This window comes from Leuconostoc lactis (assembly GCF_007954625.1).
Classification (GTDB): domain Bacteria; phylum Bacillota; class Bacilli; order Lactobacillales; family Lactobacillaceae; genus Leuconostoc; species Leuconostoc lactis_A.
Genome location: NZ_CP042420.1, coordinates 873,749 through 898,423, shown reverse-complemented (window position 1 = coordinate 898,423; position 24,675 = coordinate 873,749). Strand labels below are relative to the sequence as shown.

Genomic DNA, 24,675 nt, shown 5'->3' with positions numbered 1-24,675 from the left:
TCTCCTCCTTGCCCGTGACTACCCTTCTAAGACTGCCTCATAAACTTGTTGTAACTGCTGGCCAATTGCCGGTAAATTCCGGGCAACAGCCAATTCATAGCCAGCCGCACTCAGATCTGGTAGTTCGCCGTTTAATATTTTGACCATTTTAGCATCAAAATCTTCAAGGTCCTTGGCCTGGTAGCTATTCACCCCATCTTGTAACCAAGGCTTATAGACGGGAATATCACGCACCAGCACCTTTTGTTTGGATGCCAAGGCTTCTAACACAACAATGCCTTCTGTTTCTTCAAAGGACGGATATAAAAATAAATCTGCGCCTTGATAGGCCCCTTGGATCACTTCTCCAGTAATATAACCTGGGAAAATCAGATTACGTGGATGGTCGCCTTTAATTAAACGACTAATCTTAGCGGGCACCAAGCGCAAATCCGTATATCCAAACCAAATAAAGACGTATTCGGGATGACGTTGCGCTAAGGCAACAAAGTCTAAAATCCCTTTACGCTCAAAAAATAACCCCACGCTCATCACCACTTTTTGATCTGGTGACAAATCAAAATACGTTCTAAATTTGGCAACTTTGTCAGCGTCTGGCGCATATTTATCAAGCGGAATGCCATTAGAAATTGGCGTGATAGGTTGTGATAACCGATAGCCGCGCAACAACTGCTTAGAATATGGGGTTGGCGTAATTAACGCATCCGCCTTTTGATATAGCGACACCAAATAACGCTTAAATAATGGTGCAATCAGATTTGAACCGGTAAATGAATTTCTAAAATCTTCGTAAGTGGAGTGCCCATGATAGACAACCTTTTTGCCCATCTTATGGGCCGCATTGACCATGTGATGGCTCTTGACGCCGTAGGTATTAATGTGTAAGACATCATAATCCTGCGACTTAGGATCCGTTGTGACGGTCACATCCGTATAGCTCAAAGCAGCTTGTTGTAACTTTAAAGCACGCCCGATGCCAGATTTTGCAATCCACTTTTGGTTTTCAAAATACAGTAAAACTTTCACCTAATTTCTCCTAAATGGATTTCGCAAGATCCGCTTCATGTAGCCAACTTCATCATCCGTTGGATATTCATCTTCTGCATCAACAGAATGATAATTGTCCAAAACGTCCTGGTAAAAAGCCAACATCCGTGTTGCAAAAGTATCGGCGTCAACATCTTGCATTTTATTTTGACGCAATGCGTGATCAGCTGGCGTCATTGGGCGCGTGAGGTATTTTTCAATCCCTGCCAACAATTCGTCATAATCTGACACTAATGTCCCGATGGCTTCATCATCCACCAAATTATCAAGATAAGGGGAGTGCATCGCCACAAACGGCCGATCAGACGCAATTGCTTCAATGAACGTGAGGCCTTGTGTTTCTGTGTCAGATGAGCTCACAAAAACATTGCACATCTGATAATAGTCGGTCACATCATCGTGATCAACCATACCAACAAATAACACTTCCTGAGTTAAGTTCAATTCGGCTACTTGCTCTTCGAGCGCCTTACGTGCTGGGCCATCACCAGCAATGACTAAACGGGCATCTGGTTGTGTTTGTAACAATTCTGAAAAAGCAGAGATTGTTAACGACACGTTCTTTTCAAATGCTAAACGACCCAGTGACAAAATCACGGGTTGCTCGGGGGTAAACCCAAACTTTTCTCGTAGATTAACCCGTGAACCACCACGTCTTGGCATTTCAACACCAGTTGGAATAATACGCATCGGTGCCTTAACGCCATAACGAATCAAGGTTTCTTGTACCAGTTGTGATGGGGCAACGACCCCAGACATCCCCAACATATAGGCCTTCATCAATGTGCCAACACCTTTAGGCCCAATTAATAACCCTTTTGCCACGTAATGCGTGTAATCTTCGTACATGGTATGGTACGTGTGAATAGCTGGTATTTTAAGTTGACGAGCCACAAATTTCCCCATCAAACCAAGCGAGAACTCTGTTTGCGTATGCACAATATCTAATTCAACAGATTTTGCAATTTCAACGGCCTGAATTAACCCACGAAACGCTAAGCGACGATCTTTAAACCCAACATAAGGTACACTCGAAAAACGATAGATATGGGGTTCAAATTTATTTTTAGACACTTTCGGATCAGTTGAAGTGAAAATATAGACTTGGTGGCCCTGCGCTTCAAGTGCATCTTTTAATGTTTTGATCGAAGTCGCCACACCACTGACTTGTGGAAAATACGTATCCGTAAAGAGACCAATATTCATTGTGTCCTCCAAAGTTTATATAGACATTAAATTTTCGATAAATAGCAATACTACAATTATAGCATAAAATATTTTGACAACTAAACAACGACTGACAGCCGTTTCGCCTTAAATCCAAACAAAAAAAGTCACGACTAACCGTGACTTTTTATTAGTCAAAAACCATTTGATTATGATAAAGTTCCGCGTAAAAACCGTTTTCTGCTACCAGTTCGTCATGCGTGCCTTCTTCAATCACTTTACCGTCTTTTAAGACCACAATTTTATCCGCACCCAAAATTGTCTTCAAACGATGGGCAATCACAAAGCTTGTCCGACCAGCAATCACATTATCCATCGCTGCTTGGATGCGCGCTTCCGTCACCGTATCAACGTTTGACGTCGCTTCATCTAGTATTAAGAAATCAGGATTAGTTAAAATTGTGCGTGCAATCGACAATAATTGTTTTTGTCCCGTTGAGAAAACAGAACTTTCGTCATTTACCTTGGTTTGATAACCGTCCGGTAAACTCATGATAAAGTCATGAATATTAGCTTGCTTGGCCGCATCAATCATGTCGTCATCATGCGCTTCCGGCCGACCAAATTTGATGTTATCGGCCACTGTTCCGGTAAACAAGACTGAATCTTGTAGGACAATCCCGACATGATCACGCAATGATTTCAAATCTAATTGCCGAACGTCAACCCCATCAAAGGTAACCGAACCACCCGTCACATCATAAAAGCGGTTTAACAGATTCATAATAGTCGTTTTACCAGATCCAGTTGGCCCGACTAACGCCACCATCTGGCCTTTTTTCACATCAATCGACACACCGTGTAGAATTTCTTTATCTGGTTGATAACCAAAATGGACGTCGTTTAACGCGACTTCACGCTTCAAATTGGTGAGTTGTTGGCCATCTTTGGGCGACACTTCTTCTGGTTGATCATGCACATCAGACAACCGTTGTGCCCCCGTCATGGCCAGTTGCAACATGTTATAAATCGACGTGATTTGCGTAATGGGTTGGTAATATTCTTGTGAATAGTTAACAAACACGACAATCAATCCCAGACCGACCGCCTTATCCATCCCATCATGCACTACTAACCAAGAGCCAAAGAAAATCACAATCGCCAAGTTCAGTAAAGATAGCCCCTGCATCAACGGGAAGAGCAAACCAGAATAAACCTGTCCCTTAAACGTGGCTTGTTTCACTTTTTCATTATAAGGCAAGAACCCAGCAACCGACGATTGTTGCAAACCTTGCGTGATAATCACTTTTTCACCATTGATTTGCTCGTTGATGTAGCCGTTCATTTCACCCATGGCTTCTTGTTGCTTGTTAATGTTTTTGCGGGCTTGCATAATAACAAACCCCGCAACCAAAATGGCCAATGGTGTCGAGGCCATCGTAACCCAAGCTAGTTTGACATTTTGGCCAAACATCATCCAAATGACCCCAATATAGAGGATCGCTTGCGAGAGCAATTCAAAGATTGCTTGGTTCATCGCATTGAAAATGTTATCCAAATCAGACGTAAACAAGGACAAAATTTTACCATCTTGATGAGTATCAAAATACTTGATGGTCATCCGTTGTAGCTTACCGAATAAGCCAATACGCATTTGCCCAGATGTTTTAGCTGAAATTCTTGACGACAAAAAGCTAGAGATAAACATTGTCCCCGCTGATAACGTAAAGCAAATCATCATGGCAATCAATGCATTGTAAAATAGCGTCTTGCTGGCAATCGCATGGGTTGCCGGATTCATCACGTCACTAAGATAACGGGAAAGTTCTGTAATCGCCTGCCCCATGTAAACGGGTGCTTTGACTTGGAAATAAGTCGACAAAATTGTCACAACCACCACAAAACCGAGACTCAGCCAGTAGCGTTTCAAGTAACGATAAAAATAGCGCATTGCGCGTTGAAAATCATGCATGCTTACTCACCACCTTTTGCCTTTTGCGTCTCATAAATTTCCCGATAAATGGCTGAAGATGCCAACAATTCCGCATGCGACCCACTGCCAACTAAACGACCGTCATCTAGTACCAAGATGCGATCGGCATGCAAGACGGAGCTGATTTTTTCAGCAATCACAATCGTTGTCGTGCCCGCTAATTCTTTATCAAGTGCTTCTTGCACAAGTTTTTCCGAACGCGCATCCAAAGCCGAGGTTGAATCATCTAAAATCAAAATTTTAGGGGACCCGACAACCCCACGAGCAATCGACAAGCGCTGTTTCTGACCACCAGAAAAGTTCGCTGATCGTTCTTCAACCAGATGTTCAAACCCATCTTCATAACGATTCACGAATTCGGCTGCTTGCGCAATTTCGGCTGCACGTTGGAATTCAGCTGAGGTGGCATCTGATTTACCTTGCCGGAGGTTATCCGAAATTTTGCCACTAAATAAAATGGCCCGTTGCAGAACAAATGACACCGCTGAACGCAATGATTTTTCATTGACGTCCTTCAAATTCACGCCACCCACTAAGACCTCACCTGTGGTTGGGTCATAGAGCCGTGGAATCAACTGGGCTAACGTCGTTTTCCCTGAACCAGTTGCACCAACAATCCCGATCATTTCACCCGCTTTAATCTTAAATGAAATATCGGTCAAAGCAGGTTGTGTATCACCTGGATACGTAAAGGAGACATTTTCAAACGCCACATCGCCGGTTAAATTAATCGCTGGCGCATTCGGATTGAATGTCAAATCAGGCTTGGTATCAAAGATTTCCTTAATTCGACCTAATGACACAAAACCACGTGACGCAAAGGTCGACATCATCCCTCCAATCAAAATGGCAAAAAAGATTTGCATTAAGTAGGCGATAAATGATGTAATCGCGGCCAAATCTTCCGGATGCGCAACCACACTTTGCCCCACAAACCAGACTGAAGCACCGATAGCAATGTATGAAATCAGCATAAACATCGGAATCATGGTTGAGAACAGATAACCAATCATCATATTCACACGTGTCAATTCATCGGAATTATCCGTAAAACGCGCCGTTTCATTCGCTTCTTGATTGAATGATTTGACGACACGAACCCCTTGTAAATCTTCCTTGGCTAACGTATTGGTACGATCAATTAAGTGTTGAATTTTAGCAAAATACTTCCCCATTTGCTTGAAGACAACTTGTGAGGAGAGCACAATCAAGATCACCATTAAGATCACAATCCACCATAACCGTGGTAGCGTCATTAATGCCAGAATAAAGGCACCCAAAAAGAGAATGGGAATCCGCGTCAAGGTCTGGAGAAACATCATGACAAGTTGTTGTACCTGATTGACATCATTAGTCATCCGCACAACCAAATTACCCGCCGAAAAGGCTTCAATGTTGCCAAATGAAAAAGATTGAATTTTACGATACTCATCAGCACGTATATCGGCAGCGATCCCCTGAGAGACCTTGGCGGCAAAAATAGTATTGATGACACCAGCCAGTAAACCAATCACGGCCAAGCTAATCAACGCAATGCCGTTTGACCACACGGCTTGTTGATTGTCCGCAATAATGGCATTCATCACTTGTTGCAATAAGCGTGGTTGCCATAAAGAGGCACCCGCCATAATCACCACCGCAAGTATTGACATGGCAATCTCGCGGCGGTAAGGTTTGGCGTGTTTTTTTAAAATCTGCATTCTCTACTCCTTTGAATCTGATGCGTTATCACGTCATCATTTAATAGCCGATCGGATCGCATAAAAAAGTGCAGTTGCCTGCACCTTTTATGTCTCACCATCGCTTAATCTGCTGCTAACGCATCAATTGTATTGAGTTTTGCTGCCCGTCGTGACGGTACAAAGCTGGCCACCAGCGCGATGAACAACGCAATCACAACAGCAAAGATGACGTTGCCAATCGACACTTGCACGATATCAAAATGAATGAGGCCTTTCAGGGCGCTATTCATGAGCATTTGGACAACATATGCCATCGCAATGCCCAAAGCAGCTGCAATCAAGCCAATTAACAGCGCTTCATTAGTGAATAACCCACGAATATCCTTCGCCCGTGCGCCAAGTGCACGTAAGACCCCAATTTCTCGAGTACGTTCAGACACGGACATGTAAGTCGTGACAATAATCATAATGGCTGATACTAACAATGAGATGCCGGCAATAGCTGCCAACACATAAGATGCCAAACTCGTAATCGTGTTGACCGTGCTGAGAATCTCATCTACTGAGACGCCCACAAAGACGTGTTGGCCGTTAGTTTTGACTGCGTCAATACGTGCCATGGTTGCTTTCACGCGCGCTGTATCTTTGATTTCAACGGCAGCAAAATTCGCATCCGCTACGGCATGATTTGCCGTTAAGTCACGTTGAATCGTTTGCCAATTTTGGATAAATAAGGCCCCTGATTGTCCCCCACTCGTGATGCCACCAATTTTGGCAGTTGTTTTAATCATCACAGGTTGGTTATTGGCATCATATGCCATATAACTAAAGGCAATATCTTGACCAATAAGCTGACGATAATTTGACTGAATTTTCTTGGCAAAATCACGATCAATCAAAACTTCACCATTTTTTGGTTGATGACCGGCCTTAATAATTTTATTGGAATACTGTGGCGTCCAAGATACCAGTTGTACGGGTTCAGAACGCACTTGGCCAGCGGTGAAAATCGCATTGTTGTATTGGCCACCAGGGTAAACAGCATCAACACCTGATACCGCACGCAATTGTTTTAATAACTGGTCATCCAATGTTGTGGCTGTATAATCGGTCGCTCTCGCCTGCATCGTTGCACGCATACGTTCCGTTGCAGGTGCTTTTTTATCAGCTGTTGTATTGCGTAAAACGCTTTGATAATTTGGGTTGACCAACGCATTGACTTGATCCCCAATGTAGCTTTTGACGCCATTTCCCAAGCCAAGAAAGAAAATAACTGAGAAAACGCCAATGGCAGAACCAAACACAATCAAAAAGTTTTGTAACTTTTTGTATTTTAGATGATCAAACGCCATGTTCCAGACGGCCCGACGGCGCAATGTCCGTGAGTGTAAGCGATGCGTTTCTGTTGGCACCGGAAACTTTGGCTTTAAGATTTGTTCACGATCAATAATGCCATCCGCCATGTGCACAATGCGCGTGCCATAATCAGCAACGGCTTGTGAATGGGTCACCACAATCACTAATTTACCTTCTTGGGCAATTTGCTCAAGTAAGGCCAATACTTCAGCCGTGTTAACTGCGTCTAGTGCACCCGTTGGTTCATCGGCAATCATAATATCTGGATCAGCGGCCAATGCTCGCGCAATGGCAACACGTTGCTTTTGACCACCAGATAGTTGTGAGGGATACTTGTGAATATGATCGGCCAAGCCAACCTTCGTCAGCAATTCAGTGGCACGTTGTCGGCGTTCACGCGCTGATAACGTCGTCATATTCAAACTCGTTTCGACGTTTTCCAGGTTTGTTTGATAATTAATCAGGTTGAAGCTTTGGAAAATGTAGCCAATCGTTTCACGGCGGTAAACGTCTAACTTTTTAGCTTGCGTGTGGTCCAAAGTTTCTCCATTGACGACCACCTGACCCTCAAAGTTACGATCCAAGCCACCAATAATATTCATCAGCGTGGATTTACCGCCACCTGATTCCCCTAAAATCGACACAAATTCGCCTTTTTCAAAGTTTAAATTAATCCCCTTTAAGACCGGAAATGCTGTTTTACCGATGTAATACGATTTTCTAATATCATGTAGTTCTAAAAATGCCATTGTTGCCTCACTTTCAATCTGCTGTGGTCACTGCTGCAAAGTCAGGCAATAACTGCTTGGCTAAGTCATATAATTGTTGCTTACTAATAAAGTCTTCGGCAAAAACATCCGGTAGAATGTCGGTGGCAATATATTTAACACTCGCCATCGTTTTAAATTCAGCCAGGGATTGGAGACTGCTTTCAAAAATATTCACAAAAACGGGTTCTGGATTAAACTTGACGAGCTCACCGTATGCTTCGTACAACAAATCAACCTTATCGGCGATCGATAAAATTTTACCTTCAATGGTGTTATCTTTACCTTCACCTAAACGACGGGTATACACTGCTTGAAACTCTTTTGGAATTTCAGTTTTAATGAAATTTTCCGTCATGGTTTCTTCCACGTCAGCAAGCATCGCTCGCAGATCCGCCGTAGCATATTTAACCGGCGTTTTAATATCACCGATAAAACGTTCAGTATAATCGTGATTTAATGCCTTCTCATAGATTGATTGCCAATTAATCGTTGCCCCATTTTGTTCTTCCACATCCGCTAAAAACTGCGCAATTTGGGCAACTTTCCAAGAATGCGCCGCCACGTTGTGCGGTTGATACTTAAAAAAGCCCGGTGCACGGTTAATCAGTTCTAATTGATTTAATCCCATAAAATATTCGTGCATTGGCATGATAATTCTTGTGTGTGCCACATCTCAACAGTCCCCCGCCATGACACACATTCCTCCTTATTGTTCAAAATCGTTATCTTCATCATACACGACTTTGATTTCTGGTGCACGTGCCACACCTTTGTTATCAATTTTCAAAAGACCAATCATGACCATGATAATCCACGACTTTCTTGAGTACGCAATGTACATGGGTACCCAATTTTTCGTAAATTTACGCTTGTAGTGATGGAGACCTTCAAATGAATAAACTTTTGATCCAAATTGATACACTAAATTGGCCAAACGTTCCCGACCAAAACTTTGTCGATGTTGCCCAACATTGGCTAACGGTGACATCCCCAAATTTAACGTCGCCAACCCTTTTTCCTTAGCATAGGCAATCGTGTTCACAAACAACACATCCATCACGCCATTTGGTGCCTGTTTGGTAAAACGCATCAAGTCAACAGCCAATTGTTGTTCGGTATGTGAGGTTACCAGTGTGGCAAAGGCTTCGATTTGCCCATCTTTTTCTAAGACAGCAATGGGATAGCGTTGGAGATAATTCTCGTCAAAGAAGCCTAATGAATACCCTTTTTCTTCACGGCCCGCTAACCATTCATCACTAATTGCTCGTAATTGCGCCATCACTTCGGCACTAAATGGTGGCTGCAACACTTTAAAGTCAAAACCAGCACGGTTGGCTTGATTAATCACGGAACGCACATTTTGCATCTTCTTACCGGCAGTTGAGAATTCAGTGACGATGACATGCGCTTCTTCACCTAACTTAAAGAAATCATAGCCAAATTCATGCGCCAACATGGCAATCCGTTCACTGACTTCATAAAATACCGGCACATAACTTAAAACATCCGCCTCATCCACGAATTGTTGCATGGCGTCAGCGAAATACGTGGCGTCCCCAAATGGATCACCCATCACCATTGCCTGATTGTTAATCACGCGGAATTGTAGGCCGACGCGATCTTGTCCGTCAACCTGATAGAAGTAAAAACGTTTATCACCCAAAAATGCCAAGTTGGTATAATGCGTGTCCCCAATTGCTAATAACCGTTGCAAACGCGCTTCATCAAACGGTACCCCGAGTTGTTGCTTATGAGCACGGAGGTAGCGTGATAATAACAAACTAAAGACTGTCACCACCAAAATAATGGCGGTTCCCATGAGCCACCAGTGCACTGACGGTAATAAACCAAGATGCGTTAAGCGCTGGAAATGATTTTTAACAATCGGTGCATCAATCATACCAAGCAGCAAATAACTGATAATGAGGGCGCCCCAAATGGTGCCATCAATCACCTGCTGTTGCCAAGAGTGGATAAATTGTTTGCGATACAACGTTTTCTTGCTAAACATAAAGCCAATCAAGAGCAACCCAAAGATGATAACTGGCAAAATTTGTCGATAAGACATATACGCATAAATGACCACTAAGACGAGTAAAACAATCGTCGAATAATAAGCGCGTTTAACCCGATTGGCCACGCCACGCGCACTAATAAGTAGGAGAAAACCTAATAAAATATTTGGGAGCTGGTTGGCAAGGGCAAAAGTAATTGGCCAAGGCCGTAGATGATGTAAGATGGTCACCCGTTGCATGATGCCAGGCATTGTACCAGACAAGACTAACAAAATACCTGACAAATATAACGCAATAGTCGTCAACCGATGGGTCACGGACAAGGCAACATAGTGCGGTACCCCACGATATTCACGATTGATTTTGCGAGATAACCGGTAGCAAAACAACACAATGGCACTAAACAATGGCAACATGTTGTAAACCAGGCGATACAAAATCAGCCAAACCACCACTTTTTCAATATCCACTGATAAGCCTGATAGCATCAATAGCAACGACACATCAAGTGAGCCCCAAGTTCCTGGAGTCATCGTCACCAGCGCAATGGTGTTGGCAATGGTGAACAATAACATCATCATAGCAATGCGAACATCCACGCCAATCGTAAGCCCAATCGTCACAAATAACGCCATTTGGATGGCAAAGGTTAAGACCGCATTACTCGTGAGTAGGACAAAGGCACGTTGTGTCATCCCCGACCAGAAGTTAAAACGCGGGATAAGTGAAATAATGCCAACCACTACCGCAACAGCGAGCAAAACCATCAACCAAATCAGATTATCGTCAAAGTCGGGGATGACATTCAACCAAATGGCTACAAGTGCCATCACACTGGCGATAAACAAGCCACCCAAACTCAACACATACATCTGAATATAGGGCTTTAGACGGCCACCATTTTTTTGATCAGCAAACCAAATACGGCGCAACAAGACCCCGACTGTCCCAACGAACCCAGCATTAATATTAAACACATTAATCAGCCATGACCGTTGCAACAATTCAGGCATCTCAATTTGATAGTGCTGCCATTTGGCTAAGATCACGTCGTTTAACACGGTTGGCAATACCGCAATGAAGCCTAAAATCATCAATAAAATCGCTTGCCACCAATAAATATCATTAATGGTTGAAAAAATCATATCCCAGGTGATTTCTCGGGTCATATAAATCGTTTGCCCAATCAAAATCAGGGTCACAGCTGGTACAATCAGCCGTGATAAGAGTTGTTTAAACTTTTTCATACTCTTCTCCTCGTTGTAAAAACGGTAAAACTAACGCACTAAACTTTTTTGGATTGGTGTACGTCACAAAATGGCCACCGCGTGGAATAATCAAGACTTCCGCATGGGGTAAAATCGCCGCAATGCGTTCAATATGCCGCTTTTTCACTAAATCAAACCGACCGATGACCAACAATGTTGGGGCCGAAATGCGCTCTAAGTCACGTCGACTAATATTGAGCGGTTCACTCATCACATGCAGCTGTTTATAACGCCGTTTAGCATAATGATTAATCGGTGCTAATAATCGCATTAAAAACTGCGCCGTGCGATCAAACCACCAAAGGACTTGATAGACCCCTTTTTTGGATAAGTTGGGCGCATTAAGGACGAGACGAGTCACACGCTTAGGATAAAGCGTGGCATACTTAATTCCAATATTGGCGCCATCACTATAGCCCAATATATACAGCGTCTCAATCTGCTCGGTTTGGCGAATGGCCTCGATGTCAGCTACCATATCATCAAAAGTAATCCGGCGCTGCGTATTGGACGAACGCCCATGTCCTCTGGTATCGATTGCAATCACATGAAAGTATTGGGCATATTGCGTAATTTGCGGCCGAAAATAACGGGCCGAACCACCATTCCCATGCAGCAGAAACAAGGTTTGGTGTTGGCGATCCCCAAATTCATCATAGACAATTTTTGTGCCATCTGGTCGTTGAATTGTTTTTGTTTTCATGATTATTTGCCACCATTCAAAAAAGAGAGCAATATGCTCTCTTTATTATAACGTTTACTTGTCGGCTGGTTCGTTTGTGTTCACAATCTTATCTTCAGCAGGTGTTTCTGCTGGCTTAAGATCATCCACAACAACCTTTTCGCCAGCTGCAGGTGCTTTTGGCTTGATTGTGCGAATAGCAGCCAAGTCAAACGTCAAAATAACGCCTTCGGCGTCCAAATCAACAGTCTTAGCGACCTTATCCACGCTATCAACAACGGCGTGCAAACCACCGATTGTCACAACTTCAGACCCTTTTTCAAGGCTGTTTTGACGTTCTTCTTGCGCAGCACGTTGCTTCTTTTGCTGGCGGTTCATAAACCAAAACATACCAACAATCAGAATAAGTGGGAGGATTAAGTTTGCATTCATGGTAATTTGTCCTACTTTCTAGAATAGGTCTGCCATTTTCTGGTCAGACACTCTGTTTCCATTATATCAAAAATTCACGCTGTTTTTTAGAATAAGCGCGCATTCGGCTTATTATAGCCGTATTCTTCCATTACTGTTTCCCGGAAGGCCAATAATTCATCATTTTCAATCGCTGTGCGCATATCTTCCATAAACTGCAACAAGAAGCGCAAGTTATGTTGCGAAGCGAGTTGAGCCCCAAGAATTTCGTTCGCGTTAAACAAGTGATGCAAATACGAACGCGTCAAATTCTGGAATGGGTTATACGTTGGATCATCAAATTGCGCTTTATTGCCAAATTGTTCACGACGAATTGGATTAGGTGAATAGTAGCTTAAATCTGGATCCAAAGGGGTAAAGTCATGCTTATACTTTGAATTCTTAATGACCACACGACCATAGCGCGTCATCAAGGTACCCTTACGGGCAATTCGTGTTGGGAGCACAGAATCAAACATATCAATTCCGCGAATAACCCCATCAATCAAGGAATCAGGTGCCGCCACGCCCATCAAATAACGCGGTTTGTCTTCAGGCAACAATGGCATCGTAAAGTCCAAGACACGATTCATTTCAGCTTTAGACTCACCAACCGACAAGCCACCAACAGCATATCCTGGCAAATCCAAGCTCACAAGGCCATTAGCAGATTCCGTCCGTAAGGCTTTAAAGCCGGCACCCTGCACAATCCCAAACAAGGCTTGGGTGTCTGGATTTTTATGCGCAATTTGCGCCCGTTCAGCCCAACGCAATGACCGTTGCATCGATTCTTTGATATAGTCATAACTTTCAAAATAAGGAATGGCTTCATCCAGTTGCATCATCACATCAGAACCCAAATTGTTCTGAATGCGCATCGCCACTTCAGGTGACAAGAACATTTTGTCCCCGTTCACATGGTTTTGGAAGGTCACCCCTTCTTCTTGCAACTTTCGGGCGTCAGAAAGTGAAAAGACTTGAAAGCCGCCAGAATCAGTTAAGATGGCTTGATCCCACCCCATGTATTTGTGGAGTCCACCGGCTTCAGCAATTAATTCATCCCCTGGCCGAACCCACAAATGATAGGTATTACTCAAAATAAATTGCGCACCGATATCTTTGAGTTCCCGTGTCCCAACGCCTTTAACAGCGCCTTGAGTCCCTACCGGCATAAACATCGGCGTTTCAAACGTCCCGTGTGGGGTATGAATCCGGCCACGACGTGCGCCCGTATATTTTTCAGTATGCAGATGTTCGTACCATACTGCTGGTTTTTCTGTTGTCATATTGTTATGGGCTGTTGTCCTGACTGGCTAGCGGTCAGGGCAACAGCTTATCCTTTTCTATTCATTATGAAATCAATCTATTTCATTCTACCAGTTTTTAAGAGACAAAAAAAGACGCATCGCAGGAAACACCCCAGGCGCGGGCCTGATGGTCTTGCGATCCGTCTGTTCATCACGCGCACTGATCACTCAGAAGTCGTTCCTTGTGTCCAATGTTTGGTGAGCTGCTGATTTTCTGACATACTCCAATAGCTATCACCTGTGACAATAAAAGAATCAAACATGGGCATCCCAAGTTGTGTGCCCAAATTTTGTAATTGTTGACTAAACTGTAAATCACTATCTGATGGCGTCAAATTACCACTAGGATGATTGTGAATCATCATAAAACCTAGGGCATTGGCCTTGAGAACACGCTGAAAAATTTCCCGTGGGGATGCTTGAACATGCGTTAAACTCCCGACAAAAATGGTTTCCCAGCCAATCACGTTCAGTTGCGCATCTAATAACGCCACACATAATTGTTCTTGGGGTAAGTGACCCAGTTGTTTTTGCGCATAGTGGCCAATTTCTTCTGAAAATTTCGCACTTAACATTTTCGGCCGGGTCACACTAGCAACCTGACGACCAATCGCCATCCCAATAAGCAACGCGCGGTTAATCGTGGGATTTTGGGCAATAAAATCTTCTTGATTATCCTGCGTCATTTCATTGAGATCATAGTCATTTGGAAAAAAACGGCGCAGCATATGTAGTTGCTGCGCCGCATCTTGTCCCAACGTTGCATAGTATTTTTTGATTTGGTCATTTAATGTCACTGTCATCTCACCCCACTGTGAGATGATACGTTACAATGCGCGTTGCTTCACAACACGTAATGCCCAAAGGGACAAACTCCCAGCAATCACAATCAACAAAATATCTAATCTAAACATCCAAACAGTCCCGGCGCGTGTTGCCGCAACAAAGGCTGCTTTTGAATCCACTGCCTGATTTTGGAAAATCGCTAATACACCAGCGGCTAAGGCAATACCCACGGCTGCTGAATAGTTATTCGTGGCTGAGAAAATAGAGTTCCCAGCATTTTGATGCGCCACCGCCACATGGCTGACCGCATGGGTCATGTTATTACCAAACCAGAAGCCAGCGCCGAGTTGCACAATCATAAAGCTCAATGTCATATTGGCAACACTCAACGGTAAGATAGCCATACACAACGTCCCGACCATCATCAAGCTTAACCCAATCATAATCGGTAATTTGGCCCCGTAACGATCATAAAGTCGGCCGGACACAATCGCCATGAAGGCATAACCCAAGGCACCTGGTAGTAACGCCAACCCGGCCACCTGCGCATTTTGGAAAAGCACAATTTGCAACGCCATTGGAATGGCATAGTTAAAGGTCAAGTTCACGGTTTGCGTCACAAATGATGCGGCAATACTAAATGAAAATGTCTTAAACTTAAAAATTTGAGGATCAAGCAGTGGTGAAGGTTCGCGTTTGGCATACCACAGATAAGCCAAAATACTCCCCACCATGATGACAAAAAGGCCGATACTATAGCCATTGGTGAAGCCATGCGTACTCATCCGTTCGATCATGAAAATCCCGGTGACAAAGAACGTGCTCAAGAGCAACCAACCAATCCAATCCAGCTTTTCTTTGACCACCACTGAAACTTGCTTAATTGTAAACCACCCCAGAATCAACGACCCAATTTGCACGGGTAAGACAACCCAGAATACCGTTCGCCAGCCATAATTTTGTGTTAAATAACCACCAAAGGCTGGTCCAATGGCAGGCGCAAAGGAAATGATTAATGACCCAAGGCCCACCATTGTGCCGCGTCTATTTTCTGGTACTTGTTCAAAAATCACGTTGTACATCAGCGGCATCCCCACACCGCCACCGATACCTTGGAGTAAACGGCCAAATAAAGTAAAGCTAAAATCATGACTCACCGCATCAATCAACACACCGGCGATTGAAATCAGGGTTGCCACAATAAATTGACTACGATTCGTGAACCGCTTTTTCAGCCAGGGTGACAAGATGACCACCATACTAGTGAGCAAGATGACACCGGAGGTTAACCACTGGACCGTACTTGAGGTGACATTAAACGTGGTCATCAAAATGGGGAAACTCACGTTTAAAGCGGTTTCCAACATAATATCGGTGAAGCCTAGTAAGCCAATGGCTAACACACTTAAAATTAAGCGTGCTGATAATTTTGTTTCAACTTGTTTCATATCTTTCCTCTCACCTCACTCACAAAATATAGCGACCCAGTAAATACAATCAAATCTGATGTACTAGCTTGATAAGCCGCTTGCCAACTGTCAGCAGTAGCTAACCCATATTGTTCGGCCACTGCATCAATGTCTAAACTATGACGCCCATTCGGCCCAACAAATGGGACTAATACGATTTGAAGACGCTGATCTTTTAAGAGCTCATCAAAAGCTAGGGCCACGTTTTTATCCATGAGACTGCCAATAATTAACGTGATTGTTTCCGGTTGCTCATCTAAGTCTTGCAAGGCCTGATGCAGCTGTCTTAACCCATCAACATTATGGGCTCCATCAAGTAATACATTTGGCTTGAGACGTTCAAAACGACCAGAAAACTGACTCTCAGCTAATCCTTGCTGGATTTGTGCTGGGGTGATTCGGTCATCAAAGGCAGTAATAGCAGCCACTGCCGTGGCTGTATTTTGAATTTGATAAGTACCTGGTAGGCCTTGTGCATACGCATTCAGCTGACCTTGTATGAGCGGTCTTTTGGCAATTGCTGCAATTGCTGCTTGCGCCTCATCTGGTAAATCACCAATCACAACCGCCATGTCGTCATGAATAATCCCTGCTTTTTGATTGGCAATTGCCGTAATCGTAGGACCAAGTAAGGCTTGATGATCCAAGCCAACACTGGTAATTACTGCGACCCGTGCATTGGGCATCACGTTGGTTGAATCCAATTGCCCGCCAATGCCAACTTCAATCACTAAAGCGTCTAAATTTTGCTGCGCAAAATAAGTCAGCATGATGGCCGTTAAGACCTCAAATTCAGTTGGTATATCTGGCGCTAAAGTGGCATCAACCGTCACCAACACATCAGCAACGTGTTGCGTGACCGCTAATAAGTCATCTGCTGGTATTAAGTGATTATTAATCTGAATACGTTCACGAAAATCAGTGATAAAGGGTGAGATAAACAGACCGGTACGATACCCAGCGACACGTAAAATATTGCTGGTCATCGTAGCAACTGAGCCTTTGCCGTTGGTACCCGTAATGTGAATAGCCGGTGGCAACATGTTTTGTGGTTGACCCAATGCCGCTAACAACGTGTGCATGCGTACCAATGACTCTTTTTGTCCACCTTTAGGTCGATTATGGATATAAGCAATCGCTTCAGCAACTGTTTGCATCGTCTGTCTCCTTCACCCTTAACTAATGAAAAACCATCCAACACTTGTTTGGACGGTTTCATCGTATAACTTTATAAAACATTGTTGCGTGGTTTATCCGCACACAACGTCGTATTTAAGACGCCTCGTCGGCGTAAAAATTAATCTTTTTCGCGGACCGTAAATTCACGACTCTTACGTGCGCCACCCGTACGGCGTTCTGTTGAACGACCATCACGGCGCTTGTAATCACCAAAACGACGATCGCCATTACCTTCACGACGTGGACCACCATTACCGCGACGTTCACGGCTACCGCCACGACGATCACCATTGCCACGACGATCGCTGCTACCGCTGCGACGTGATGATGACCCACCGTTACCGCCACGACGACGTGGTAATGGGCGTTCACGTGTGATTTCAACAGGTGTGTTTTGCTTTTCCAAATCAGCAACAGATGACAACAAAGCCGCTGCCAATTGTTCTGAGCTGTATTGTGCTGTCAACTTTTCAACTTCTGATTGAATATCATCAGCATCAACTGTGTTAACCAACTTGGCTACTTCACCAGCAGCGTTCTTGATCTTACCAATACGCGCTTCTTGTAATGTTGCAGGTTCTAATGGTGTCATGCGCTTCTTGGTTAAGTCTTCAATAGCGCGCAAGTAATCCATTTCATTTGGAGCAACAAAAGTCACTGACACCCCTTCGGCCCCCGCACGACCCGTACGGCCAATACGGTGAACGTATGATTCTGGGTCTTGTGGAATATCGAAGTTATAGACGTGTGATACATCCTTAACGTCCAAACCACGAGCCGCCACATCAGTCGCAACCAAAATGTTAATTTCGTGTGACTTGAATTGTGACAATACGCGCGAACGCATTTGTTGTGTCAAATCACCATGCAAACCAGCTGCATGGTAACCGCGGGCTTCCAAACCACGCGCCAATTCTTCAACGCGACGCTTTGTACGACCAAACACAATCGCCAATGTTGGTGCTTGCACATCCAAGATACGTGTCATTGTGTCAAACTTTTCGTTGTCACGTGCGCGAACAAAGTATTGATCAACCAAGTCAGTTGTCAATTCCTTGGCTTCAATTTGGATGTGTTCAGGGTTAGTCATGAACTTAACACCAATACGCTTGATTGCTGGTGGCATTGTTGCAGAGAACAATAATGTTTGACGATCTGCCGGTGTGTTCTTAATGATAGCTTCAATGTCATCCAAGAAGCCCATGTTCAACATTTCATCGGCTTCATCCAAAACCAATGTCTTCACTTGATCAATTTTAACCGTCTTACGGTTAATGTGATCCAACAAACGCCCTGGTGTTCCCACCAAAATTTGTGGGTGTGACTTCAAGTTTTGAATTTGACGGCGAATATCTGCACCACCAAAGACAACTTGCACGTCAACGTGCTTATCATGACCCAACTTTTTCAATTCATCTGCTGTTTGAATCGCTAATTCACGTGTTGGTGACACGATCAATGCTTGAATATTCTTGTTATCTAAATCAATGTTTTCTAAAATTGGTAAACCAAAGGCAGCTGTCTTACCAGTTCCTGTTTGCGCTTGACCAATAACATCTTTACCCGCTAATGTTAGCGGAATTGTCTTTTCTTGGATTGGTGTTGCTTCCACATAACCATGTGTTGTAATTGCATCCAAAATATCTTGTGATAAACCTAATTCACTAAACTTCAAAATTTCTCTCCTCTGCGCGCTTTGGCGCGTGTACGATAAGCCGTTATGACGTTTTTATCGCTGTAATTTGTGTGAAGAGGGTTTTAGCTAGCGGTTGCCAGCTCTTACCCTTTTCAAATACGTTGCTCAATAAGATGACAGCATCTTGGCCATCCGGCGTGAACAGCACAGTTGGTTCGTATCCTGTGATAACGCCGTGTCCATCATGATACTGCGCATGATGATACAAACCAGCACTATACGATTCTCCAGGTTCCGGTGTCCACATTGCCTGCAAGCACTGACGATCAACGATGCGATGCTGCATCAGTAACCGATAATAAGCATATAGCTTGCCGACTGTCATGGCCATATTGCCAGTGCCTGTTTCTCTGGCAAATAATCCTGGGTTATCAAAAGTGAGTTCACTGTAGCCCAGTTTTTGGTAACCAGTTGTGCGATGCGCTTGCGTCACAAAATGGCGATAATCAACAATATTGAGCTGCCACTGTTGATTAAAGACCTGATCAAATAATTGATCGTACGATTGCCCAGTAATTTTCATCAAAATCCCGGCTAACAAACGATAATTTACCGCCTGATAAGCCCAAGCTTTTGACCCTAGCCGTCGCACATGCGCTGCATCAAAGGCGACGTTTTCTTGTTCAGTCGTCACCTGATGCCCCAGAATATACTCACCCAAGCCACTCGTCATCGTCATCAATTGGCGAATCGTCACTTGATTGGCATCTGGAACATCCGGGTAATACGTTGCTAACGTCGTATCCAAGCTGAGCTTTCCAGCCTGCACTTGTTGCATAATCAACGTTGCGGTAAAGCTTTTTTGCAAAGAGGCAATTTGAAACAATGATTGCGCATTGTTTAATTGCTGCTTGGCTTGGTTGGCATAACCATAACCTTGTTGCAAAATCACTTGCCCATGCGACACAACTAATGCTGAACCGACATAACCTGCAGCTTTTAACTGCCAATCTATCTGCACTGCCTGCTGATTATGGGTTAGAAAAACTGTTTGATCACGCATTGCAGTTCTTAGACCATTGTCGGCCTTTGCCCGTTTGATCAGTACTTGAGAAACCTTCGCATCAGCAGTTGTTCTCAAAGCAATCAAACTCGATAGGCCAACAACACCTAGCAGTAACATAACCAAAATACCAGTATGCCATAAATGGCGTCGCCTGGTATTGTGTTGCGTGCGTTTCAACTTTGCATCCCCCAAAAATACAACAACTATTGTACTAATGCATTAACAACGTTTTCTAGATGAATGCCATGACTTGCTTTTAATAAGATCACATCCCCTGCATCCCCTAACGTCTTAAGGTCTGCAATAAGTGCATCAAGTTGATGTGTGTCATATAAATGCAAGTGCTCTGAATCAAAGTGTGGCGCTAAAATTGGGGCTGTATTTGCCGTAAACAATTGCCCAACAAGGTAAACACCAGTCACGTTTGCTGCCAAAATTTCTTTGGCCAAATTGGCATGTAATGTGGCTGCTTGTTCGCCTAATTCTAACATATCTCCCAGCACAACATACTTGTGTGGTGCCGGTATTGCTTTTAATGTCGCCAGAACTGCTGCTACGGCCGTCGGATTTGAATTATAAACATCACTAATCAAATTCACGCCGCGTGCTGTCACGAGTCGCTCTGTGCGATTTTTAGTCAAATCAAATGTTTGTAGCGCCTCAACGGCGTCGTCTAAATCAATATGTAGTAAGATACCCGCTGAAACTGCTGCGAGCGCATTCATAATATTATAACCGCCAATTAACGGAATTGCAAATCGAATTTCTTGATACGTAAATGTTGTTGTCGTCGCATCGCCCTGAACTGCCGAGACACCGTCGCCAAACACCACCACTTGTTGGGCAACATCCGCTTGCGTTAACAGCGGCTCATCAAACGGAATACACAACACGCCATCTGGTTTCAGACCGGCCACAATTTCCAATTTAGCTTGGGCAATCTTAGCGCGTGTCTGGAAAAATTCGATATGCGCTTCGCCAATCATCGTAATGATTGCCACATCAGGCACAACCAGCTTGGAAAGTGCCGTTAATTGACCTGGCCGATCCATCCCCAGTTCAACAACTAACACTTCTGTATCAGCCGGCATGGTCAACAACGTCATCGGTACACCAATCTCGTTATTGAAATTTTCTGGTGTTTTAAAGGTTTTATAACGTTTTGCCATCACCGCAGCCGTCATATCCTTTGTGGTTGTTTTCCCATTAGAGCCCGTAATGGCAATCACTTTAGGGTTCAACTCCTGGCGACGAAAAGCCCCCAGTTGTTGCAGCGCAATCAGCGTATCTGGCACAATCACGGCTGGCACATCGTTTGGAATGTCGTGTTGATCATCAACCAAAACTGCTGCTGCACCACGTTGTAAGGCATCTTGAATGTACTGATGCCCATCGTTATCAGCGACTAAGGCCACAAATAAATCCCCTGGCACCACTTGGCGTGAGTTAAAGCTCACGCCTGTGACTTGGCCACTACCTTGTATGTCGGCGTTTAAAATGTCGCCAATTTTTGCTATTGAATAATCCATGTGTTCTCCAAAAATATCCCCAGCGATAGCATCTATCGCACACGCGTGACTTGATTAGAAATTTTTCTTAAAGACCGTAATACTTTCCACATGGGAAGTCTGTGGAAATTGATCAACTGGTTGTACTGGGCCTTCAATTTGATAGCCTTTTTGCACAATTTCAGCGGCATCCCGCGCCAAAGTGACTGGGTTGCAGCTAATATAAACTAAGCGTTCTGGCCCCATATCGACGGTTGCTTGAATTAATTCACTTGTTAACCCACGCCGAGGCGGATCAACAAAGACCACTTCTGGCTGTAGTTGTGCCGCTTCCCAGATTTTAAATTGTTCTGGCGCATCAGCTAACAAATATGTGGCATTTTGAATCCCATTAAGCCGCATATTATGTTGTGCATCCGCCACTGCGCCTGGCACAACTTCAACACCTAAGACTTGCTTAACACGGTTGGCTACCGTAATCCCAATCGTGCCAATGCCTGAATAGGCATCAATGACCGTATCAGTCGGCTGCAACTGGGCTTTTTGTGCTGCCAGATCATAGAGGACTTCCGTTGTTTGCGGATTCACTTGATAAAATGAATTTGGTCCGATGACAAATTGATACCCGAGCAACGTATCATGAATTGCATCATCACCCCATAATGTCCGATTGTTGGGGCTTAACAAAACAAAGTCTTTTTTGGGGCTAAAGTTAAAAATCAAACTCTTTAATTCTGGTAGTTCAGCGCGCAATGCCGCAATCACATCTGCCTCATGCGGAATGGTGGCGTCGTTTGAGACGAGCACAACCATTAACTCATGTGAATAATAGCCACGTCGAATCATAATATAGCGGATCGCACCTGTTTGTCGATCCGGATCAAACGCACTAATTTGGTACTTTTCTAAGATATCGCGTACCACAACAATGGCTTGATCAATTTTAGCATCATTGACAAAATAGTCCGTCATGGGGACTAAATCATGCGTCCCACGACGATAAAACCCGCTCGTTAAATGGCCATTCTGCCACTTAACTGGCACAATTGTTTTATTGCGATAATACGTCGGATCCGCCATCCCAATGGTTGGCGCGACCGTCACGTCAAGCCCACGTTGGGCAAACAACCGTTGAACTTGCGCTTGTTTCAAATCAAGTTGTGCTTGGTACTTAAGATTCACAAGTGGTGCTGTACCCGCATCGATTAGATACTGGCGATCACTATTTTGACGTTGATCTGACGCCACCAAGCGTTGCAATACCTTGGCATAGCCTGAGAATTTGTCAACTTGCGTCACTTCAATGGTGATTTTTTCACCTGGGAGCGCATCCGCGACATAAAGCGGATAAGTGGGGGTAATATTGACGATGCCCATCCCATCAATTCGGATATCATCGACAGTCACCGTCAGTTGTTCATGCAGTTTTACTGGCAAAATTGTTCGTGGCATCGTCTCCACCTTGCAAGTAGCCCATCGCCCGCTTTAATCAGTCATGATGGCACTACTAACCTTTCTCTTTTTATGCTTTAAAAAATAAAAGCGTTCACCAAAGTGAACGCTTTTATCAGAACAATTACTTGTCTTCGTTGTTCTTGAAACCAAATCCAGCAAACTTCTTGTTGAACTTGTCGACCGCACCATCGGCTTGTGTAAACTTTTGCTTACCTGTGTAGAATGGGTGTGAGTCTGATGTGATATCCAAACGGATAACTGGGTATTCTTTACCTTCAAATTCAGTCGTGTCGTTTGATGTTGCAGTAGAAGCTGACAAGAACTTCTTACCTGTTGTTGCATCAAGGAAAACCACTGGACGGTATTCTGGGTGAATGTCTGCTCGCATAATCATTTCTCCTTAGCGCCCTGAGACTTTTGTCACAGAGTCAGTTTATAACTAATACAGTTTATCATGTGCCGTATGAAATTACAAGACTATGGCATCAAATTAATTAAATCAATGCCTTCAATCGTAATATCAGCCCCTAGACCAGCAAGCTTTTCTTGAATACGATCATAGCCACGTAAAATATGATCAGCATCGTTAATCACAGTATCGCCATCGGCCATCACCGCAGCAATCACTAAGGCTGCACCCGCGCGAATTTCGGCAGCAGCAACATCTGTACCGACAAGGCGTGGTGAATGATTAACCCGAATTTCACCAGGCTTTTCAGAATCAATATCACCACCCATACGACGCAACTCTGCAATATGCTTCACGCGCTTTGGATAGATTGTATCTTGAATGACACTTTCACCTTCAGCCATCAGTAATAGTGGCGTGATTGGCTGTTGCAAATCAGTAGCAAAGCCTGGATAAGGCATTGTTTTAATATTAACCGGTTGTAAAGCGTCTGATGGGTAGACGTGAATCTCATCTTCACCGATATCCAAATTCACACCCATTTCAATTAACTTTGATGTATAAGATTCCAAATGTTCTGGAATGACATTTTTAATCGTTACCCCATCACCAAAAGCTGCCGCCATACTCATATAAGTACCAGCTTCAATACGATCAGGAATGACCGTATGGGTGTTTGTCGCCTTTAATGTTGGCACACCTGAAATACGAATGGTATCCGTTCCAACACCACGGATGTTGGCACCCATGTTATTCAAAAATGTTGCAATATCAATAATTTCTGGTTCGCGCGCCGCGTTTTCAATGATCGTTTGACCCTTAGCACGCACTGCAGCCAAAATAATATTGATTGTCGCACCAACCGAAACCGTATCTAAAGCGATACGTGCGCCGACTAGCCCGTTTTCTGTGGCATCAATATGGATAATATCGTTGCTTTCCGTTACCTTGGCACCAAGGGCTTCAAAACCTTTAATGTGTTGATCAATTGGACGTCGGCCCAAGTTATCCCCACCAGGGAAAGTCACCGTTGCGCGGTTAAAGCGACCAAGTAAGGCCCCCATGAAATAGTAAGATGCGCGAAGTGACTTGATTGCGCCACTTGGCAAATCACTTTCCACAATTTGTGTCGGATCAATGGCCAAATTGCCATTTTCAAATTTTGACTGAACATTCATTGCATCCAAGATAAGTTGCAAATTTTTCACGTCGAGAATTTGAGGTACAGTATCAAAAGTCACTGGTGTATCCGCCAAAATAGCAGCTGGAATGAGTGCAACTGTTGAGTTTTTTGCGCCACCAATTGTGACTTCACCATGGAGGCGCTTGCCGCCGTGTACAATTATTTTAGCCATGAGGTTTCCTTGTAATCGTTATAGTCCATTGTCAATTATACCGTGCCAACAGACTTAACTCAAATTTAATTAGAA

Annotated in this window: 19 protein-coding genes; all 19 read right to left on the bottom strand. The window is 43.9% G+C overall.

The features are described from left to right. Positions 1 to 18: 18 nt before the first annotated feature. Positions 19 to 1,026, bottom strand: a complete 1,008-nt coding sequence (locus tag FGL80_RS04550) for an LTA glycolipid anchor biosynthesis glycosyltransferase, IagA/BgsA family (protein ID WP_055308294.1) — start codon at positions 1,024 to 1,026, stop codon at positions 19 to 21. Further along, the gene (locus tag FGL80_RS04545) at positions 1,027 to 2,253 is read right to left on the bottom strand and encodes a glycosyltransferase family 4 protein (RefSeq protein ID WP_055308295.1); all 1,227 of its coding nucleotides are present in this window, start codon (positions 2,251 to 2,253) and stop codon (positions 1,027 to 1,029) included. A 151-nt stretch (positions 2,254 to 2,404) separates the two neighbouring features. Beyond that, positions 2,405 to 4,186: an ABC transporter ATP-binding protein gene (locus tag FGL80_RS04540; RefSeq protein WP_055308296.1), complete on the bottom strand. Its 1,782-nt coding sequence runs from the start codon at positions 4,184 to 4,186 to the stop codon at positions 2,405 to 2,407. A 2-nt stretch (positions 4,187 to 4,188) separates the two neighbouring features. Next, positions 4,189 to 5,907, bottom strand: coding sequence for an ABC transporter ATP-binding protein (locus tag FGL80_RS04535; protein WP_147001821.1), 1,719 nt, complete (start codon positions 5,905 to 5,907; stop codon positions 4,189 to 4,191). Between the two features lie 104 nt (positions 5,908 to 6,011). After that, positions 6,012 to 7,994, bottom strand: a complete 1,983-nt coding sequence (locus tag FGL80_RS04530; RefSeq protein WP_055308298.1) for an ABC transporter ATP-binding protein/permease — start codon at positions 7,992 to 7,994, stop codon at positions 6,012 to 6,014. Positions 7,995 to 8,007: 13 nt separating this feature from the next. Beyond that, positions 8,008 to 8,664 (bottom strand): YfbR-like 5'-deoxynucleotidase, encoded by a 657-nt coding sequence (locus tag FGL80_RS04525; protein ID WP_055308299.1) that lies wholly within the window; start codon positions 8,662 to 8,664, stop codon positions 8,008 to 8,010. A gap of 57 nt (positions 8,665 to 8,721) precedes the next feature. Then, a complete protein-coding gene (mprF, locus tag FGL80_RS04520) occupies positions 8,722 to 11,277 on the bottom strand; it encodes a bifunctional lysylphosphatidylglycerol flippase/synthetase MprF (protein WP_147001820.1) in 2,556 nt (851 codons plus the stop codon). Further along, a complete protein-coding gene (locus tag FGL80_RS04515) occupies positions 11,264 to 12,001 on the bottom strand; it encodes an alpha/beta fold hydrolase (RefSeq protein ID WP_010001213.1) in 738 nt (245 codons plus the stop codon). The genes mprF and FGL80_RS04515 overlap by 14 nt, the downstream gene beginning before the upstream one ends. Before the next feature lie 54 nt (positions 12,002 to 12,055). After that, positions 12,056 to 12,412: a preprotein translocase subunit YajC gene (yajC, locus tag FGL80_RS04510; protein ID WP_010003891.1), complete on the bottom strand. Its 357-nt coding sequence runs from the start codon at positions 12,410 to 12,412 to the stop codon at positions 12,056 to 12,058. A gap of 86 nt (positions 12,413 to 12,498) precedes the next feature. Continuing rightward, a complete protein-coding gene (gene tgt / locus FGL80_RS04505; protein ID WP_029509896.1) occupies positions 12,499 to 13,716 on the bottom strand; it encodes a tRNA guanosine(34) transglycosylase Tgt in 1,218 nt (405 codons plus the stop codon). Between the two features lie 185 nt (positions 13,717 to 13,901). Further along, the gene (locus FGL80_RS04500) at positions 13,902 to 14,534 is read right to left on the bottom strand and encodes a JAB domain-containing protein (protein WP_055308402.1); all 633 of its coding nucleotides are present in this window, start codon (positions 14,532 to 14,534) and stop codon (positions 13,902 to 13,904) included. 30 nt (positions 14,535 to 14,564) lie between these two features. After that, entirely contained in the window at positions 14,565 to 15,971 is a 1,407-nt protein-coding gene (locus FGL80_RS04495) for an MFS transporter (protein ID WP_055308301.1), read from the bottom strand. Further along, the gene (locus FGL80_RS04490) at positions 15,968 to 17,149 is read right to left on the bottom strand and encodes a bifunctional folylpolyglutamate synthase/dihydrofolate synthase (protein WP_147001819.1); all 1,182 of its coding nucleotides are present in this window, start codon (positions 17,147 to 17,149) and stop codon (positions 15,968 to 15,970) included. The genes FGL80_RS04495 and FGL80_RS04490 overlap by 4 nt, the downstream gene beginning before the upstream one ends. A 140-nt stretch (positions 17,150 to 17,289) precedes the next feature. Beyond that, positions 17,290 to 18,846 carry a degradosome RNA helicase CshA gene (gene cshA, locus FGL80_RS04485; RefSeq protein ID WP_010001220.1) on the bottom strand — a complete coding sequence of 519 codons (1,557 nt, stop codon included), beginning with the start codon at positions 18,844 to 18,846 and terminating at the stop codon, positions 17,290 to 17,292. A gap of 43 nt (positions 18,847 to 18,889) precedes the next feature. After that, the gene (locus FGL80_RS04480; RefSeq protein ID WP_055308303.1) at positions 18,890 to 20,050 is read right to left on the bottom strand and encodes a serine hydrolase domain-containing protein; all 1,161 of its coding nucleotides are present in this window, start codon (positions 20,048 to 20,050) and stop codon (positions 18,890 to 18,892) included. Positions 20,051 to 20,076: 26 nt separating this feature from the next. Further along, entirely contained in the window at positions 20,077 to 21,402 is a 1,326-nt protein-coding gene (locus tag FGL80_RS04475) for a UDP-N-acetylmuramoyl-tripeptide--D-alanyl-D-alanine ligase (protein WP_055308304.1), read from the bottom strand. 54 nt (positions 21,403 to 21,456) lie between these two features. Then, positions 21,457 to 22,833, bottom strand: coding sequence for a 23S rRNA (uracil(1939)-C(5))-methyltransferase RlmD (gene rlmD, locus FGL80_RS04470; RefSeq protein ID WP_055308305.1), 1,377 nt, complete (start codon positions 22,831 to 22,833; stop codon positions 21,457 to 21,459). Between the two features lie 124 nt (positions 22,834 to 22,957). After that, positions 22,958 to 23,224, bottom strand: a complete 267-nt coding sequence (locus tag FGL80_RS04465; RefSeq protein ID WP_010001225.1) for a type B 50S ribosomal protein L31 — start codon at positions 23,222 to 23,224, stop codon at positions 22,958 to 22,960. A gap of 89 nt (positions 23,225 to 23,313) precedes the next feature. Then, the gene (locus tag FGL80_RS04460) at positions 23,314 to 24,600 is read right to left on the bottom strand and encodes a UDP-N-acetylglucosamine 1-carboxyvinyltransferase (RefSeq protein WP_055308306.1); all 1,287 of its coding nucleotides are present in this window, start codon (positions 24,598 to 24,600) and stop codon (positions 23,314 to 23,316) included. Positions 24,601 to 24,675: the final 75 nt, after the last annotated feature.

Excerpts from the sequence above, each read along its gene's own strand:
- FGL80_RS04460 (WP_055308306.1), bottom strand. The coding sequence starts at position 24,600 with ATGGCTAAAATAATTGTACACGGCGGCAAGCGCCTCCATGGTGAAGTC.
- FGL80_RS04495 (WP_055308301.1), bottom strand. The coding sequence starts at position 15,971 with ATGAAACAAGTTGAAACAAAATTATCAGCACGCTTAATTTTAAGTGTG.
- rlmD (WP_055308305.1), bottom strand. The coding sequence starts at position 22,833 with ATGCCACGAACAATTTTGCCAGTAAAACTGCATGAACAACTGACGGTG.
- FGL80_RS04515 (WP_010001213.1), bottom strand. The coding sequence starts at position 12,001 with ATGAAAACAAAAACAATTCAACGACCAGATGGCACAAAAATTGTCTAT.
- FGL80_RS04535 (WP_147001821.1), bottom strand. The coding sequence starts at position 5,907 with ATGCAGATTTTAAAAAAACACGCCAAACCTTACCGCCGCGAGATTGCC.
- yajC (WP_010003891.1), bottom strand. The coding sequence starts at position 12,412 with ATGAATGCAAACTTAATCCTCCCACTTATTCTGATTGTTGGTATGTTT.
- FGL80_RS04540 (WP_055308296.1), bottom strand. The coding sequence starts at position 4,186 with ATGCATGATTTTCAACGCGCAATGCGCTATTTTTATCGTTACTTGAAA.
- FGL80_RS04475 (WP_055308304.1), bottom strand. The coding sequence starts at position 21,402 with ATGGATTATTCAATAGCAAAAATTGGCGACATTTTAAACGCCGACATA.
- FGL80_RS04490 (WP_147001819.1), bottom strand. The coding sequence starts at position 17,149 with ATGCAAACAGTTGCTGAAGCGATTGCTTATATCCATAATCGACCTAAA.
- mprF (WP_147001820.1), bottom strand. The coding sequence starts at position 11,277 with ATGAAAAAGTTTAAACAACTCTTATCACGGCTGATTGTACCAGCTGTG.
- FGL80_RS04545 (WP_055308295.1), bottom strand. The coding sequence starts at position 2,253 with ATGAATATTGGTCTCTTTACGGATACGTATTTTCCACAAGTCAGTGGT.
- FGL80_RS04525 (WP_055308299.1), bottom strand. The coding sequence starts at position 8,664 with ATGCCAATGCACGAATATTTTATGGGATTAAATCAATTAGAACTGATT.
- tgt (WP_029509896.1), bottom strand. The coding sequence starts at position 13,716 with ATGACAACAGAAAAACCAGCAGTATGGTACGAACATCTGCATACTGAA.
- FGL80_RS04465 (WP_010001225.1), bottom strand. The coding sequence starts at position 23,224 with ATGCGAGCAGACATTCACCCAGAATACCGTCCAGTGGTTTTCCTTGAT.
- FGL80_RS04530 (WP_055308298.1), bottom strand. The coding sequence starts at position 7,994 with ATGGCATTTTTAGAACTACATGATATTAGAAAATCGTATTACATCGGT.